Raw genomic sequence first — 16,178 nt, 5'->3', positions numbered from 1 at the left:
ATGGTATAAATCCGGTCAGAACTTAGCTTTATCGGTTTTGGCAGATATCCTGCGTGCTACCCCGCTACATACTCTGGAGCCCATTTAGCCGTATGGGTACGTATGCCGAACCTGACCAACCCCGAACTAGCCTTTGTGCTGGGACGCCTGCTGCTGGGTGTGAATTTTCTGATGCACTGCCTGGTGCGCCTACCCAAGCTGGCCGGCTTCCGGGCAGGGCTGGTGAAGCAGTTTGCCGCTACACCCCTGCCCACGGCACTGGTAGATGTATTCGCCGCGGCGCTTCCCTTCGTGGAGGGCGGTATTGGCCTGCTGCTGCTGGGCCTGCGCACCCGCCCGGCGCTGGTAGCGGCTATGCTGGTGATGATGAGCCTGGTGATGGGCAGCAGCCTGCTCGAAGAATGGGCAACAGTCGGCTCGCAGATGCTCTACGGCCTGTTCATTTTCGCCCTTCTCCTGCACGCCCAGCACAACCGCCTGTGCCTCGACCGACGGCTCAGCCACCCAGCAGCGGGGTAGCTGCGCAGAACAGACCGGTGGCCGAGGCATACCAGGCGGCAAGCAGGCAAACCGGTTTTGCACGCCTGGCATTCCGGCTTATCTTCCTGCCTGAAAACCAGTTACACCTGCCGTGGCCGCCAACGAAACCATTCTGCTGACGCTACGCCTGGCCGGCTCGGTACCCGCCCGCGCCGGCCGCGAGCTGCATGCCCACTATCTGGCGGCCCAGGCCGCTGCCCGAACCGCCCCCAACCCCGCCGCCGCCGGCCGCCGCGCCGAAAAGCAGTTCTTCGCCGCCTTCGATGCCCTCCTGGACACGCGTTCCGTGGGGCCCGATTATCTGAGTCGCGAGAAAATTGCCGAGCTGGTAGCCGGCGAGTTGCTGATGCTGGAGGAGCAGGGTTTGCGGGTTCCGGGCTTCGTGCTGCTGCCCAACCACCTGCATGCCGTGCTGGTACTGCCAGCAGACGCGGACCTTTCGCTCTACAAAACCATTGAGCTGCTGCACCAGCGCACCGCCGCCCAGGCCCGCCGCCTGCTGCGCGGCCAGCTCCCGCCCGAGGCCGACTTCTGGCACCCCGGCTCCCACGAATTACCTATTCAGGATGAGGCCGAACAGCAGCGCGTACTGGCCTACCTGGCCGCCCACCCGGCCCGTTTGGGCCTGCCTGAACGGTTCCACGAGTGGCCGTACGTGCCGGAGTGAGTAGGCCTATCGTCTATTTAGCCCGGTGAATAATGGCGACGCTGACTAGGATGATGACCATGCCCAGCAGGTGCCAGAGGTTGAACTCCTCGCCATCGAGCACGCCCCAGGCCAGGGCTACTACTGGAATTAGGTAGGTATTGGAGGCGGCAAACAGGGCCGTAGAGGTCTGGATGAGCTTGTTGAACAGCACCATAGCCACGGCCGTGCTCATAGTAGCCAGCAACGCAATATAGCCGAAGGCCGTCCAGGCCCCGGGCACGGTGGCCAGCTTGCCCAGAAACCCGGTACCCACCAGTAGAAACGCCAGCGCCGGACCACCTATGAAGAGCAGCAGCAGCCCGGTTACAGCCAAGGCCGGAATGTCGCTCAGGTGGCGCTTAATTACGTTCACACTCACGCCGTAGCCCAGCGTGGCAGCCACAATGAACAGGCCGTACCAGGCGTTGCCCGCCCCGCCGGCGGGGGCCGTGCCGGCCGCGGCGCTACCGCCTAATATCATCAGCACCAACGTGCCTGCCAGGCCCAGCACAATGCCCAGCACCCGTAGGCCGGTAAGCTTCTGGCCGAAAAAAGCCGCCCCTACCACCAGCGTAAACACGGCCGTGAGGGCATTGAGTACGCCCGCAAGTCCTGAGGCCAGCCGGGTTTCGGCGTAAGCAAACAGGAAAGCCGGCAGCAACGTGCCCACCACGCCGCTCAGCAGCAGCCACTTCAGCTTATCCCGGTTTACCCGCCCCAGGTGGCGCAAGGCAAATGGCAGCAGCAGCAACGCCGCCACGCTCACCCGGGCAGCCCCCAACTCCAGCGCAGAAAACACCAGCAGCCCCTTCTTCATCAGAATAAACGACGTACCCCAGATGGCCGCCAGCACCAGCAGCAACGCCCATGCCGTAGCCGTTGGGGCGGGCGGCGGCGACGCGGCAACGACGGATGGAGCGGCAGTAGGACTGGCGGGGGTAGTAGTGGGCATAGGGGCAGGAGTAGAAGCGGGACGGATGAAGAAAGCAATAAAAGAACGTCATGCTGAGCTGGCCGAAGCATCGCTACCGCTTCGCTGAACAACCTCAGTGAAGCGGTAGCGATGCTTTGGCCAGCTCAGCATGACGTTCTGATAAGCACGTAGCCTTACCCCACCAGCACCGGCTCAGCGGCGGTTATTTCGTCGAGGATGCGGTGGATTTCCAGCGGGTCGTTGGTGTCGACGAGGCGGCTGCGCCACTGCCGGGCCCCTTCGAGGCCGCGGAAGTACTGGGCATAGTGGCGGCGCATTTCGAACACGCCAGCCCGAGGGCCTTTCCACTCCAGGCTTTTCTCGAAGTGCATGCGGCAGGCCTGCACGCGCTCTTCCACGGTGGGCGGAGCCAGCAGTTCGCCCGTAGCCACATAGTGCTTCACTTCCCTGAAAATCCAGGGGTAGCCGATGGCGGCGCGGCCAATCATGATGCCATCCACGCCGTAGCGGTTTTTGTACTCCACGGCTTTCTGAGCCGAGTCGATATCCCCGTTGCCGAAGATGGGGATTTTGATGCGCGGGTTGTTTTTGATGGCCGCAATCAGCCGCCAGTCAGCGTCGCCCTTGTACATCTGCACGCGGGTGCGGCCGTGCACCGTGAGGGCTTCGATGCCGACGTCCTGCAGCCGCTCGGCTACTTCCTCTACGTTTTTGGTGTCCTCATCCCAGCCCAGGCGGGTTTTCACCGTTACGGGCAAGTGGGTGGCGCGCACTACGGCGGCCGTCATTTCCACCATTTTCGGGATGTCGCGCAGCAGCGCCGCGCCCGCACCCCGGCAGGCCACCTGCTTCACGGGGCAGCCGTAGTTGATGTCGATGAGGTCGGGGCCGGCCTCGGTGCTGAGGCGGGCGCACTCGCCCATCGTGGCCACGTCGGAGCCGAACAGCTGGATGCCGATGGGCCGCTCGTAGTCGAACACGTCGAGTTTCTGGCGGCTTTTGGCGGCGGCCCGAATCAGGCCCTCCGACGAAATGAACTCGGTGTACATCAAATCGGCCCCACCCTGCTTGCACACGGCCCGGAACGGCGGGTCCGACACGTCCTCCATGGGCGCGAGCAGCAGCGGAAAATCGGGCAGGGCAATGTTGCGGATATGGACCACTTATTTTTGAGCTGATAGCTGGCAGCGGTTAGCTGGTAGCTTTTGATTGATGACGAAAAAGGCACCGGCGCAGGCTGGTTGGAGCCGGCACTGGTATTTTGCGCAAATTTACGATTAGTTAGGGGCCCAGCCCCATTCACCCCAACCTTGCCCCCGACATGAAAGGTTTCGTTTCGAGCCGGCTGCACCCGCTGGCCAACCTGGGTCTGCTGCTGATTTTGCTGGCCGTAATGGGCGTGCTTAGCACACTCCTTATTGCCATTATCAGCAACCTGCTGTACGGGGTGGGCTTCACGGCGCTGGGCAATGTGCAGCAGCAGCCCAGCAACTACGCCAACGGCTGGGAAGTTTCGATGCTCAGCCAGGGCCTGCTGCTACTCGGTGGGTTTGGGGGGGCAGCCGTAGCGCTGGCCAAGCTTACGGGCTACGAGCTGCCCGATTACTTTACTCCCCGCCGCCAGATACCGCTTGGCTGGCTGCTGCTGGCGGCAGTGCTCATTGTGGCCAGTATGCCGGCCATGTCGGTCCTGATTTCCTGGAATGCCAAGCTGCACCTGCCCGAGGCCCTGGCCCACTGGGAGGAGCTGGCCCGGCAGGCCGAAGCCACGGCCCAGAATACCATTAAGTATCTGACCCGGTTCTCGTCGCCGGCCCGCTTTGTGGTGGCACTGCTGGTTATTGCCGTGATACCCGCCGTAAGTGAGGAGCTGTTTTTCCGGGGCGTGATTCAGCGCAACCTCGTGCAGTGGACCAATTCGCGGCACGTGGGCATCTGGCTGGCGGCGGCCATTTTCAGCGCCATTCACTTCCAGTTTCTGGGCTTTTTCCCGCGCTTCGTACTGGGGCTAGTGCTGGGCTACTTATATGAGTGGAGCGGCAACATTCTGGTGCCCATAGCGGCCCACTTCGCCCAGAACGCCTTCCAGTTGGTGTTACTCTATGCTCAGCAGCGCGAATGGTCGGCCACCGACTTCGACCCCGATTCGACCGAGGCCCTGCCCCTGCCTTGGGTGCTGGCTTCGCTGCTGCTAAGCACGCTCCTGCTTTGGTACCTCTACCAGCGCATGCAGCGCCCCTTCTCCGACGGCCCGCCCACTGAAATGCACACCCTGGGCCGCCGTGGGGTTTCCGTGGTGCAGGCCGCCGACGTCCCGCCACCACCCGCCCGCACCCTCAGCCACGCGGGTGTGGATACAACGCGAGAGTAGTGTTATCGAGCCCTTAACTATTAGCGGAGAGCTTTCGCGCTGAAATCCTATTTTCGCCAGATAATGCCGGTCAGGTTTCAGATTTTGTGCGGAGATTGAGCCGCCGACCATTGCTTTGCCTCCCTGGCATTTCACTCTTCTATTCCTCAAAAGCGAACAGCTACTGGCTGTCAGCTAATAGCCTACAAACCGTTGTCTGAGCCCGCCGCCGCCAAAGCCCCGATGTCCAACCTAAGCCAGCGCATTATTTTTGGCGTGCTGGGAGCCGCGCTGCTGCTAGGCAGCGTGTGGTTCAGCGTCTGGACGTTTGCCCTGCTTTTCGCCGTGGTGCAGGCCCGCATGCTGCTGGAGTTCTACCGCATGATGCGCCAAGCAGGTTACAAACCGGCCGCCGGACTGGGTGTGGGCATCAGCCTGCTGCTATTTGCCAGCGTGGCCGCCCTCACCGATTTCCGGACGCTGGCCAACGCAACCGTCCCGCTGGCCGTGGCCGACATGGGCTACCTGCGCAGCTCGGCGGTGGGCCTCATCGTGCTGCTGCCGGTACTACTGATTCTGCGCGAAATGTACTCCTGGCCCCGCGCTAACCAGCCGTTTGCGCCGTTTTCCAACGTGGGCGTTGCGCTGCTGGGGCTGCTCTACGTGAGCCTGCCCATGAGCTTGCTCACGATAGTAGCCTTCAGCGGATCAGGCGGCTATGACTACCGCCGCGTGTTTGCGCTGCTGTTCATGGTTTGGGCTTCCGATATCGGGGCCTACGCGGCGGGTAAAAGCATGGGCAAGCACAAGCTGGCGCCTAAAATCTCGCCCGGTAAAACCTGGGAAGGGGCCGTTGGTGGTTTTCTGCTCACGCTGCTGGTAGGTGCGGCCCTGGGCTGGCTGCTGCCCGAACTCTCGCTGGCTTACCGCCTGGTAGTGGCCGGCGTGGTAGCCGTGTTCGGGCCGCTCGGCGACCTGGCTGAATCCATGCTCAAGCGTAGCGTTGGCGTCAAAGATTCGGGCCGCATCATGCCCGGCCACGGCGGCCTGCTCGACCGCTTCGATGCCTTCCTGTTTATCCTGCCCGTGCTGGCCGTGCTGCAACTGGTTTTCGGTTCGTAATCAGCCCCTAAGCGGAGCGCGCCCGCCTGCATTGCCGCCCCCTTCCCCACTCCAAAGTAAAGGCCTACCTTTGCTTGCGAATTCCACCCGCGGCTCCGTTTTTTCGGGGCCGCTATCTTATTCCCCCCCACCCAATCCCCACCCGTATGGCTGCTACCACGGTCTACAAGTACAAAGAGCCGGCTCCCCGCGTTGATGCCGAAAACCCGCTCGAATCGATGATGTCGCGCTTCAATGTGGCGGCCGAAATCCTCGGCCTCGACGAAGAAACGTACGAAGTGCTCAAGGCGGCCGACAAGCAGGTCATCGTGCATATTCCCGTCACGATGGACAACGGCAAGGTGCGCGTATTTGAGGGCTACCGCGTGATTCACAACACCATTCTGGGCCCCAGCAAGGGTGGTATTCGCTACGATAAGAACGTACACCTCGACGAGGTAAAGGCCCTGGCGGCCTGGATGACCTGGAAATGCGCCGTGGTCGATATTCCCTACGGTGGCGCGAAGGGTGGTATCATCTGCGAGCCGACCAAAATGAGTGCCGGCGAAATTGAGCGCCTCACCCGTGGCTACACGCTGGCCATGAAGGACGTATTTGGCCCCGACCGCGACATTCCGGCTCCCGACATGGGTACCGGCCCGCGCGAGATGGCCTGGCTAATGGACGAGTTTTCGAAGACCGTAGGCGGCACCTCGCCAGCCGTGGTAACGGGCAAGCCGCTGGTAATGGGCGGCTCGCTGGGCCGCACCGAGGCCACCGGCCGCGGCGTGATGGTGGCCACTATGGCGGCCCTCAAGAAGCTAGACCTCGACCCGCACACGGTGTCGGCGGCGGTGCAGGGCTTCGGCAATGTGGGCTCGTGGGCGGCCAAGCTGCTCAGCGAGAAAGGCGTAAAAATCAAGGGTCTTTCGGATGTGAGCGGCGCTTACTGGAACGAAAACGGCATCGACATCGACGAGGCTATTGCCTACAAAAACGCCCACGCCGGCCGCCTCGACGGCTTCCAGGGTGCCACGATGCTCGAAAACGCCGACGACCTGCTCACCACCGACGTGGATGTGCTTGTACCAGCCGCAGTGGAGGACGTGATTACCGAACACAACGCCCACGCCATTAAGGCCAAGCTGATTGTGGAAGGTGCCAACGGCCCTACTTCGGCCTCAGCCGACCCTATCATCAACGAAAAGGGCATTATGGTGGTGCCCGATATTCTGGCCAACTCGGGCGGTGTAACCGTTTCCTACTTCGAGTGGGTGCAGAACAAGCAGGGCTTCAAGTGGAGCGAGAAAATGGTAACCGAGCGCGCCGACCGCATCATGAATGACGCCTTCGAGAAGGTGTATCAGACCAGCAAGAAGTACGATGTGCCCATGCGCATCGCCGCCTACGTGGTAGCCATTGATAAAGTAGCCCAGACCTACAAGTTCCGTGGCGGCTATTAAAGCCCTGGCCTCGTGGGTGTCTGGTTGCCGCTGGTGCAGGCATACCGGGCCGACGGACCGTTAACAGCCTGCGCCAGGCAGTTTTCGGGCCCTGGCGCGACATATGGCTTGCGCACGTATATTTGTTTTCGGATAGCCCGAGCCGCTGGTTCGGGCTATCTTTGTGTAGCCTAGCTGCTTTGAGCGCTATTCTACCATCGAAATTGGCTAACTCAACGTAAGCAATAATCCGCGCTATGCTCCAACGGTCCACTTACGGACCGGCCGCGAGCCATCTGAATCAGTGTAATCAGGTTGATAAGCGCAAATCAGTGATGTATGAAAATCCACAAGGAAGGACGACGGATTCTGTTTTTTACGCTGCTGGCCCTGCTGGCCGTGAACCTGCTGCTGTTCCGCTACAACGCTGAAAACGGCGGTTTCAACAAGGTTTTCGCCGGCATTTCGGTTATCATGTTCCTGATTTTGCTGCAGTTTTTCCGCAGCCCGGCCCGCCGCCTCTTCACCCACGAAGACCTGATTATCGCCCCCGCCGACGGCAAGGTGGTGGTGATTGAGAACGTGCAGGAGCCCGAGTATTTCGACGATATGCGTATGCAGATCAGCATCTTCATGTCGCCGATCAACGTGCATATCACCCGCAACCCGATTTCGGGCATCGTGCGCTACTTCAAGTACCACCCCGGCAACTACCTGGTAGCCTGGCACCCCAAAAGCAGCACTAAAAACGAGCGTACCACGGTAGTAGTCGAGTCGGAAGCCGGCCCACTGGTGCTGTTCCGGCAAATTGCCGGCGCCATGGCCCGCCGCATTGTGTGGTATGTGAACGAGGGCGACGAGGTAAGCCAAGGCGAGGAGTTCGGCTTCATCAAGTTCGGCTCGCGGGTCGACATCTTCGTGCCCATCGACACCGAAGTAAAGGTGCAGATTGGCGAGAAAGTAAAGGGTGGCCAGACTGTTATAGCCCAGCTTAAAACCCCACCGCCAAGCCTTTTTTAGGCAATTGGTGGTGCATTAAACAGCAGTGGCGGCTCCCTATTCGGAGGCCGCCACTGCTGTTTTAAGGGTTAGGGTTGGAACTGTGCCTGAATGGCGGCATCGGGAACCTCATTCTGGCCACTGTTGCGGCTACTGAATTTCAGCCAGCCGTATTTAAAGGTGTAATACCAGGTCTGAGCAACTGTTTCCGGCAACTGGGTTGCTGCCAATGATTGACCGTAGGAGAATGACTGCGTCTTCTGTTGAGTTTCAAGACTGGTGGAGGTGTAAGAGCAGAGAAATTCGTCGGAAGTATGGACCCATTCCATTGCCACGTACACTCCCTGCAGCGGAAATATTATTTCGTAGCGGCTCAAATCCACAGAAACCCATCCTCTGTTGTCGGCCGCTGCCAACACGGAAACAGGTAGCAAGTCGCTGCCCGGCGCGTTGTCAGGCCCGTCAGCTGCATACACGCGCACCCGGAAAGGGGCACGTAACCCCGTCTTGCCACAGTTATAGCTGGGATTCACGAAGAAGCGCACGGCCGTCAGGTAGCCATTGGTCGGTGGCTGGCAGAGTCGAGCTATTTGCCAGCCCGTATTTACTTCCTGCGAAAGCCTGTTCTGGCCAAAACCTCCTCCTCGCTTTTTCAACTCACCCTCAGACCCCACCCACTGCGCCACGCCCGGCCGCACGACCACCTCGTTCAAGGGCACAGGCAACGCGGCCAGCTGCAACGTGGCGGTAGCCCCGGCGGGCACCGGTACGCGCCGCCGGGCATAGCCCAAGGCTGAAATGGTCAGCGAATCAGTGGGCGTGAGGCCGGCGGGCAGTGGCAGGGAGAAGTGGCCTTCGTCATCGGCCTGCACGCCCAGTTTCTGGGCCGACAGTTCCAGCACGGCAAAGGGCACCGCAGCCCTCTGCCCATCCTGCACGGTGCCAGTGAGGACGCGTTGCGCTTGGAGCGGGTGGGCCAAGGCGGAGGCGGCGAGTAGGCAGAGAAATCGGAAGAGCATAGAAACGAAAAACCGGCTGGAGCCGTGAAGCTAGCCGGTTTTTCCGTTTATCGGGTTAAGGTGAAGTTACTCTTTTTTGGGCAGCTGATAGTGCAGCAGCACGGTGCCATCAGGCCATGTTTGGGTGCGCAGCATCTGCAGCGTCTGCGGCTGCGCCTGGTGGCGCCAGAGCGGGATACCCGACCCCAGCACGCGGGGCACCACCAGCAGCATCAGTTCATCGACCAATCCGGCCGTGAGCAGCGGTGAGGCCAGGGTGCTCCCTCCAATCAACCAGATGGTACGGCCAGGCTGTTGGCGCAATGCCTGCACAAACGCTACCGGCTCGTCGCTAACGAACTGCACCGACGCGTGGGGCGTCAGGACCGGAGGCTTGCGGCTGAACACGTAATTGGTGAACACGTAATTGGTGAACCCGGAATAAGGCCAGGGGCCCGAGTCGAGCACCTGCTCGTAGGTGGCACGGCCTAGTAACGTCGTATCGGCGCTGGCCAGAAATTCGGCATAGCCATAATCCTGGCCGGCCGTGGGCAGCCACTCCACCGAGCCGTCGGGTGAGGCAATGTAACCGTCGAGGCTGGTCGCAATGTAGAGTACAACTTTACGCATGCAAAAGTGGGTTTGGATGGTGAGGAGAGCGAGAACTTGGTAAAGCAGGGCGTACCGGCCCCAATGCTAGCACAGCTAGTATGGGCCCGGTGGCGCTGCGCCGTAAATTATTGGCGAGGCATGGGCACAAACGGCCCGCCACCTGTTACAGTTAGGCTAATTTCCATTTTTAAGCCCACATTTTGTAGCAACTCCCGAAATCAAGTGTAGCCTGGGGGAAGCATACCTTACCTTTGCGGCGGCACTAGCCCGGTGCGCGGCTACCCCCATGCCTGCTACCTGTTATTTTCCGTTTTCCTCCTTATGGCCGAAGAACTCCTGCTCGATACCACCCTCAGCAAAGCCGACCAATACCGCCAGCTGCTGCCCCAACTCACGGCCCTCACCACCGGCGAACCCGACCTGATAGCCAACCTGGCCAACACCGCCGCGGCCCTGCAACAAGCATTCGGCTTCTTCTGGGTAGGCTTCTATCTGGTGAAAGATGATGAGTTGGTACTCGGCCCGTTCCAGGGGCCCATTGCCTGCACCCGCATCCGACACGGCAAAGGCGTGTGCGGCAGCAGCTGGGCCCAGGCCACTACCCTGCTCGTCCCCGATGTGGAGCAGTTCCCCGGCCACATTGCCTGTAGCTCCGCCTCAAAGTCCGAAATCGTGGTACCCATCATCCAGAATGGCCACGTAGTAGCCGTCCTCGACGTTGACAGCGACCAGCTCAACGACTTCGATACCACCGATCAGCTTTACCTGGAGCAGCTGGCACAATTGGTTGCCGTCTGGTTTTAAAGTATATCCACTACCAAAATGCAACAGGCCGCAACTTACAGTTGCGGCCTGTTGCATTTCTGGAATACCTCACCAGTCGGGGAAGCTGTTCGGACCGTCCTGCTGAGCCGGCCATCTTATAGCATACTAACTGCTGCTCTGAACAAAAGAAAAGGGCGTTTCCGGTATGGAAACGCCCTTTTAGGTAGCGGGGACTGGACTCGAACCAGTGACCTTTGGGTTATGAGCCCAACGAGCTACCAACTGCTCCACCCCGCACTGTTTGGTAATACAAATGTAGCAGGGTTTTTTCGGAAACCTACCAGTAACAGGCCTAAATAACGCAGAAATGGCTCCTGTCGGTTGATTATCAGCCATAAAGTTATTGCGTAGTACCAGTATCGTTTCAGCGGTGTACACAATTCAGTCACATTCGCTCCAATTAAATAAGGATTACGTACCAAACGACACCAATCCAAATTCATTCTTTCTTATTGATGACGCTCTGTATGATGAAGAACTCGCTTTATTCGCACCGGCTCTGGCTGGCCCCCATCTTGCTTGCCAGCCTAAGCCTGACCGCCTGTGGTCCTAACCAAACCGCTGAAACGACCACCGCTAGCGCAGAAAGTGACGCAGGGGCCGTTACCGATAATACACCCGCAGCCAGCAGCGACGGAACTGCCAACATTACGCCTACCGGCCCGGCCCCGGCCTGGGCACCCAACATTGCTCCGGAAATGCTGGCTGTTATCGAAAAGCTCGACAGCCTCAGCGCTTCCACCCCGCCCCATAAGCTCACGCCCGCCGAAGTCCGTAAGGCTCCTTCATTTAGGGAGGCCCTGATGGCCGTAATGCAGAAATATAATATCCCGGCACCTTACGCCAACGTGGATACGATGAGCAAAATGGTGGAGCCAGGCCTGAAAGTGCGCCTCTATACGCCAGCCGGCACCACTGGCCCCCTGCCCGTGGTGGTGTATTACCACGGCGGTGGCTGGGTAATTGCCAACCTCGATACCTACGATGCTTCGGCTCGCGCCCTGGCGGCTAAAACCGGCGCTATTGTGGCTTCGGTAGCCTACCGCCAAGCCCCCGAGCATAAATTTCCAACTGCCCACAATGATTCATTCACCGCTTATCAATGGGTGCTGAAAAATGCCGGCTCTTTTAACGGCGACCCGATGCGCGTGGCGGTAGCTGGCGAGAGTGCCGGCGGCAACCTTGCCGCCGCCGTGAGCATGATGGCCCGCGACAAAGGCATACAAGCTCCTAAACACCAATTGCTCGTCTTCCCAATTGCGGGCTACGATATGAACACGCCCTCTTACCAGGAATATACCAAGGCCAAGCCGCTCTACAAGGACTTCATGGGTTGGTTCTTCAAATACTACCTGCGTAGCCCTGCCGATGGCAAGAATCCTATGATTGATCTGGTAAACGCCAATCTAAAAAACCTACCGCCCGCTACCATCATTGGTGCTGGTATCGACCCCTTGATGAGCGAGGGCAAAACGCTGGCCGATAACCTAAAAAATGCCGGGGTGCCCGTTACCTACCAGCTCTACCCCAACGTCACGCACGAGTTCTTCGGAATGGGGGCCGTGGTACCTCAAGCCCGCGAGGCCGAAGAATTGGCTGCCAACGAACTCAAGAAAGCACTGAAATAGCTTTCTTGAGTCTTCATAGAAAGAGCGGCCCTCCTACCCTAGGTGGCCGCTCTTTCTATGAAGACTAAAACCGGCTGGTAATTCCGAAGTGGATTTTGCCCGAGCCCAACCCGAAACGCTGCTGCTCGCTGCGGCCCAGGGCATACACGAACTGGAACTGGCCCGCGCCTGTGCGAAAGCTCAGGCCCGCCCCCAGTCCGGTGGGCGTGTCGCGCGGAAACGGGTCGTTAGGCAGGTCGCGGCGCAGGTAGGCCTGGTCGGCAAACACGAACAGGTAGGTATCGGGGCCAGTGAACTGGCGAAACTCGGCCGTGCCGACTGCATATTGGCTGGCGTAGAAATTCAGCTCGTTGAAACCACGGAGCGTCGCCAGCCCGCCCAGTCGGAACAGGTCGTTGAGAAACAGCCGGTCGTTGAGCAAGGCCTCGCCTCGCAGCCGCGTGAGCAGCACCCCAGCCCGCCCAATACGGAAGTAGCGCTCGGCCCGCAGGCCCAGGCTCACTTGGCGGGTGCGCAGGGCCAAACCGTCGTAGAGCTCGGGCTTCACATCGGAGTTAGGACTGAGGCGCTTGGTGCCGATGGCGGCTTGGCCGCTTAGCAGCAGCCCCCGGCGTGGGAAATACGGGTCGTCGAGCGTATTCCAGGTGTAGTCGAGGCCGTAGGAGCCAAAGCGCGAGTCGATGTTGTCGGGCAGACGGTTTGCCTGCTGCAGGGTTGAATCCTGGTTGAGCAGACGGGAGTTGCGTTGCTCGAAAAACACGGCCAGCCGGCCAGCCTGGGCCGTAGGATAGGCCACCTGCACCCGTGGCTTGGTCGTCAGGAACAATTCGCCCTGCTTGATCAAATTGAAGGAGGCACTGACTTCCAGCGGAGTGCCAAAAAAGGTGGGATGCAGGTACTGGGCGTCGAGCAATTGGGAAGTAGCATCGAGCTTGCGCCACTGCACACCTATACCCTTACCTCCGCCCCCAATATTGCGCAGGTTCAGGGTTACGTCGCCGGTTATCTGCACCTTTTTCTGGCCCAGACCCGGGCTGGGGTTGGGTAGCACGCCCACAATGGCATCAAACTGGTTAGCCGTGCGGTCATCGAGCAGAAAATATATGCGCGCCCGCCCTCTTGCAAAGCGTACTTCGGGCGCGGCCTTCACCTGCAGATACGGCAGCTGGCGCAGGCGGCGGTCGGCTTCCAGCAGCCTCTGCTGGCTGAACGGCTCGCCGGGCTCAATCTGCAGGTATTTGCTCAGGAAGCGCGCCTTAGTTTTGGTCTGACCAATAATCTGGATAGAATCGAATAGAATAGCCGGCCCCCGGCGCAGCACTACCCGACCTTCAATATCGGAGCCACGTAGAGCCAGCGAATCGAGCCCGACGGTGGCAAAGGGGAAGCCTTGATTTTCAGCCTCATGAAGCACATTCTCTTGGAATTTCACCCATTCCTGGGGCCGCAACGGTTGTTGCTGGTAGAGTTTTTCGCGGAAACCGGCCCGCTCAAGCAGTGCGTCGCCGAGGTTGCCGTTGCGCAGCCGGGCCCATCGGAATTGCTCGCCCACGTACAGGCGCACACGTAGCGTATCAGCGGCACCCCAACGCAGCTCATCAGCCGAGGCCGTCAGGTAGGCATCGGCCTGCAGAGCCAGCACCAGTGCACGCACCTCGCGCAGAGCCGCCAGCGAGTCGGGCAACTGCCGACGGTAACGATAGGAACGTAATAGGCCCTCGTCAGCGGCTTCTATTTCGAGGCGCAATATTACTGGGCGCACCGGGCGCAGCGGGGCGGGTGCAGCCTTGCCGGCCGAATCGGGTAGTAGGGGTATAGCGGGCACAGCCGAAACTGGCGGGGCAGCCGGGTTCAGGGGCGTGCTGCCCTGGGCCGCCGCCCACCCGACCGCGCTCAGCAGCAAATACCAGAAAGCAAGGATGCGGACGTACATTTGTGCCAGTGCAACGCGAACCGCGACGTTTAATTTCCCGAAGATACTTTTTGGGTAGCGGAACCTCCTCTGCCATCGTTGGCACCGCCTTACAGAGCGGCTCCGCATAACGAGTGATACGACCGGGGTGGAGCCTCGACAGGCCCGTTTCGTGCATTTTTCAGCAGCCTTCCGTCTCCTCCCATTGTCCGGCATCTACCTCCATATTCCCTTCTGCAAGCAGGCCTGCCACTACTGCGACTTCCACTTCAGCACCAGCATGGGCTTGAAGAGTCGTCTGGTAGATGCGCTGGTAGCTGAGATGGACTTGCGGGCCGCTTACCTGGAACCGGGAGCAACCATTGAAACAATTTACTTCGGTGGCGGCACCCCCTCCCTGCTTTCGGCGGCGGAGCTGGACCAGCTGCTTACGGCCATCAACAAACGGTTTACAGTGGCCACCGATGCAGAAATCACGCTCGAAGCCAACCCCGACGACCTGACCGCTGCCAAAGTGCGCGAGCTGGCAGCCTCGCCCGTCAACCGGCTGAGCATTGGGTTACAAAGTTTCCACGAGCCGCATCTACGTCTTATGAACCGGGCACACTCGGCCCAGGAGTCGGGCGAGGCCGTACGCCGGGCCCAGGAAGCCGGCTTCGAAAACATATCGGTAGACTTGATTTACGGAGTCCCTGCGTCCGACCACAGCATCTGGGAAATCGATATGGCAGCGGCATTTGCGCTCCAGGTACCGCACCTTTCCTGCTACGCCCTCACCATCGAACCCGATACCGTATTCGGCCGCCAACTGCGCAAGGGGAAATTTCTGGCGCCGCCCGACGAGTTTGTGGCGCGACAGTTTGAGATGCTGCTAACCGAAATGGCCCGCCACGGCTACGAGCAGTACGAAATCAGCAACTTCTGCCGGCTCGGCCGCGAAGCGCGCCACAACTCGGCTTACTGGGCCGGGGTACCCTATCTGGGTTTAGGGCCCAGCGCCCATTCATACAACGGCCACAGCCGCCACGCTACGCTGGCCAACAACCCGCGCTACGTAGCTGCTGTGCTCGACGAAGGTACCGTACCAGCCACTGTAGAGGTCCTCAGCCAGCTGGACCAAGCCAACGAATACCTCATGACCAGCCTACGTACATCTCACGGCTGCGACCTGAACCGCCTGCGCGACCAGTTGAGCGTAGACCTTCTGACCACCCGCGCCACTTACTTGGCCCAGCTTCAAACTACCGGCTTGGCAACATTAAGTGCCGGCTGGCTACGGCTGACTGATGCGGGTAAGCTCTTGGCCGATCATATTATATTGGAGTTGTTTCAGGCAGTCTGATAACGCACATCAGGTACTAACGCACGAAATACTACCCCGGCATTCTGGGGGGCAGTAGCACTGCTTTGCCTCTTTTGTTATTTCTTTGAAAGGAGTAACCGGCAACATTGACCAGTTGCTTCCTTCCGCCAACCTAAAAAAGATGAGAAGACTGATTGATGCGCTGGCCGATGACACGGATTTCTTTATCGAACAGGTACACCTGACTGCCATCGTTTTCGACAACTCCGACGACGTAACTATCTGGGCAACTACTGATTTCGATGGGGATACGCACTTCTTTCACTTAGGCCTACCCTTTCAGCAGCTCGATTCGCTTCTGCGCCTGGCAGGCCCTCGCTCCTCGGTACTGCAAGAGGACATAGCAGAAGCACTGGCCACGGTTCAGGAGTGGCCCTGTCTGCTAGAATATACTACCGAAGACAGCGCCCCTATTCCATTACCAAGCGTGGCACTAAAGCTCTCCTGCACTTATCCAGCCGATGACCTATTCGGGGAAGAGGAAGAGGAGGAACAACCCTTTGATATAAATGTGCAGGAAGATGGAGAAGAAGCAGCCGACTATGAAATCGAACAGCCTCACAACATTTTTTACCTAGAAGGCATATTCTTACGGGTAGTATAACTGAGTGCTTTCTCACCGGCGAACATAGTAGAAGTCATGTCGGGTCCGAAGCAGTAGCCCCGACCACCCGTAACGCTGTACGGCCCGCTTCCTCGGCTGAGGGAGCGGGCCGTACAGCGTTGTAGCCAACGCCCATATTGCCCAGCCGGTCAGGTGGTGGGCAGTAAGGGTAGGTATAAACA

The 16,178-nt window shown here is 59.6% G+C and carries 15 protein-coding genes and 1 tRNA gene; 10 read left to right on the top strand and 6 right to left on the bottom strand.

The features are described from left to right. Positions 1-102 precede the first annotated feature (102 nt). Together HW556_RS08420 and HW556_RS08415 are read left to right on the top strand one after the other, a co-directional pair. The gene (locus HW556_RS08420; protein WP_176899586.1) at positions 103-519 is read left to right on the top strand and encodes a DoxX family protein; all 417 of its coding nucleotides are present in this window, start codon (positions 103-105) and stop codon (positions 517-519) included. Positions 520-631: 112 nt separating this feature from the next. After that, positions 632-1,207 carry a hypothetical protein gene (locus HW556_RS08415; protein ID WP_176899585.1) on the top strand — a complete coding sequence of 192 codons (576 nt, stop codon included), beginning with the start codon at positions 632-634 and terminating at the stop codon, positions 1,205-1,207. Between the two features lie 13 nt (positions 1,208-1,220). On the opposite strand, the gene HW556_RS08410 is transcribed toward HW556_RS08415, so the two are convergent. Beyond that, positions 1,221-2,180, bottom strand: coding sequence for a DMT family transporter (locus tag HW556_RS08410; RefSeq protein ID WP_176899584.1), 960 nt, complete (start codon positions 2,178-2,180; stop codon positions 1,221-1,223). Between the two features lie 155 nt (positions 2,181-2,335). Next, complete coding sequence (dusB, locus tag HW556_RS08405) at positions 2,336-3,325, bottom strand: tRNA dihydrouridine synthase DusB (protein ID WP_176899583.1); 990 nt, start codon at positions 3,323-3,325, stop codon at positions 2,336-2,338. Positions 3,326-3,483: 158 nt separating this feature from the next. On the opposite strand from dusB, the gene HW556_RS08400 reads away from it, so the two are divergent. The 4 genes from HW556_RS08400 to HW556_RS08385 all read left to right on the top strand — a co-directional run bounded on the left by HW556_RS08400 (position 3,484) and on the right by HW556_RS08385 (position 8,075). Next, positions 3,484-4,533, top strand: coding sequence for a CPBP family intramembrane glutamic endopeptidase (locus HW556_RS08400; RefSeq protein WP_176899582.1), 1,050 nt, complete (start codon positions 3,484-3,486; stop codon positions 4,531-4,533). 192 nt (positions 4,534-4,725) lie between these two features. Continuing rightward, on the top strand, positions 4,726-5,634 hold the full coding sequence (locus HW556_RS08395) for a phosphatidate cytidylyltransferase (protein ID WP_176899581.1): 909 nt from the start codon (positions 4,726-4,728) through the stop codon (positions 5,632-5,634). A 146-nt stretch (positions 5,635-5,780) separates the two neighbouring features. Next, positions 5,781-7,076 carry a Glu/Leu/Phe/Val family dehydrogenase gene (locus HW556_RS08390; RefSeq protein WP_176899580.1) on the top strand — a complete coding sequence of 432 codons (1,296 nt, stop codon included), beginning with the start codon at positions 5,781-5,783 and terminating at the stop codon, positions 7,074-7,076. 318 nt (positions 7,077-7,394) lie between these two features. Continuing rightward, a complete protein-coding gene (locus tag HW556_RS08385) occupies positions 7,395-8,075 on the top strand; it encodes a phosphatidylserine decarboxylase family protein (protein WP_176899579.1) in 681 nt (226 codons plus the stop codon). Positions 8,076-8,143: 68 nt separating this feature from the next. Here HW556_RS08385 and HW556_RS08380 read toward each other — a convergent pair whose 3' ends face one another. Further along, positions 8,144-9,073, bottom strand: a complete 930-nt coding sequence (locus tag HW556_RS08380; protein ID WP_176899578.1) for a carboxypeptidase-like regulatory domain-containing protein — start codon at positions 9,071-9,073, stop codon at positions 8,144-8,146. A gap of 66 nt (positions 9,074-9,139) precedes the next feature. Further along, a complete protein-coding gene (locus tag HW556_RS08375; protein ID WP_176899577.1) occupies positions 9,140-9,682 on the bottom strand; it encodes a dihydrofolate reductase family protein in 543 nt (180 codons plus the stop codon). Between the two features lie 303 nt (positions 9,683-9,985). On the opposite strand from HW556_RS08375, the gene HW556_RS08370 reads away from it, so the two are divergent. Then, positions 9,986-10,468 (top strand): GAF domain-containing protein, encoded by a 483-nt coding sequence (locus tag HW556_RS08370; protein ID WP_176899576.1) that lies wholly within the window; start codon positions 9,986-9,988, stop codon positions 10,466-10,468. 185 nt (positions 10,469-10,653) lie between these two features. Here HW556_RS08370 and HW556_RS08365 read toward each other — a convergent pair. After that, positions 10,654-10,726 (bottom strand) — tRNA-Met (locus HW556_RS08365). A 230-nt stretch (positions 10,727-10,956) separates the two neighbouring features. Between HW556_RS08365 and HW556_RS08360 the strand changes: the two genes are divergently transcribed. Next, positions 10,957-12,117, top strand: coding sequence for an alpha/beta hydrolase (locus tag HW556_RS08360; RefSeq protein ID WP_246289572.1), 1,161 nt, complete (start codon positions 10,957-10,959; stop codon positions 12,115-12,117). Between the two features lie 64 nt (positions 12,118-12,181). Here HW556_RS08360 and HW556_RS08355 read toward each other — a convergent pair whose 3' ends face one another. Further along, positions 12,182-14,050, bottom strand: coding sequence for a BamA/TamA family outer membrane protein (locus HW556_RS08355; RefSeq protein WP_176899575.1), 1,869 nt, complete (start codon positions 14,048-14,050; stop codon positions 12,182-12,184). Between the two features lie 184 nt (positions 14,051-14,234). Here HW556_RS08355 and hemW point away from each other — a divergent pair, with 184 nt between their 5' ends. Both hemW and HW556_RS08345 read left to right on the top strand, forming a co-directional pair. Beyond that, a complete protein-coding gene (gene hemW / locus HW556_RS08350; protein ID WP_176899574.1) occupies positions 14,235-15,371 on the top strand; it encodes a radical SAM family heme chaperone HemW in 1,137 nt (378 codons plus the stop codon). 85 nt (positions 15,372-15,456) lie between these two features. Beyond that, positions 15,457-15,996 carry a hypothetical protein gene (locus tag HW556_RS08345; protein ID WP_176899573.1) on the top strand — a complete coding sequence of 180 codons (540 nt, stop codon included), beginning with the start codon at positions 15,457-15,459 and terminating at the stop codon, positions 15,994-15,996. Positions 15,997-16,178: the final 182 nt, after the last annotated feature.

The organism is Hymenobacter terrestris (assembly GCF_013377905.1).
In the GTDB taxonomy this organism is placed as follows: domain Bacteria; phylum Bacteroidota; class Bacteroidia; order Cytophagales; family Hymenobacteraceae; genus Hymenobacter; species Hymenobacter terrestris.
The sequence above is the reverse complement of the archived record's forward strand: the minus strand, read 5'-3'. Positions and strand labels throughout refer to the sequence as shown.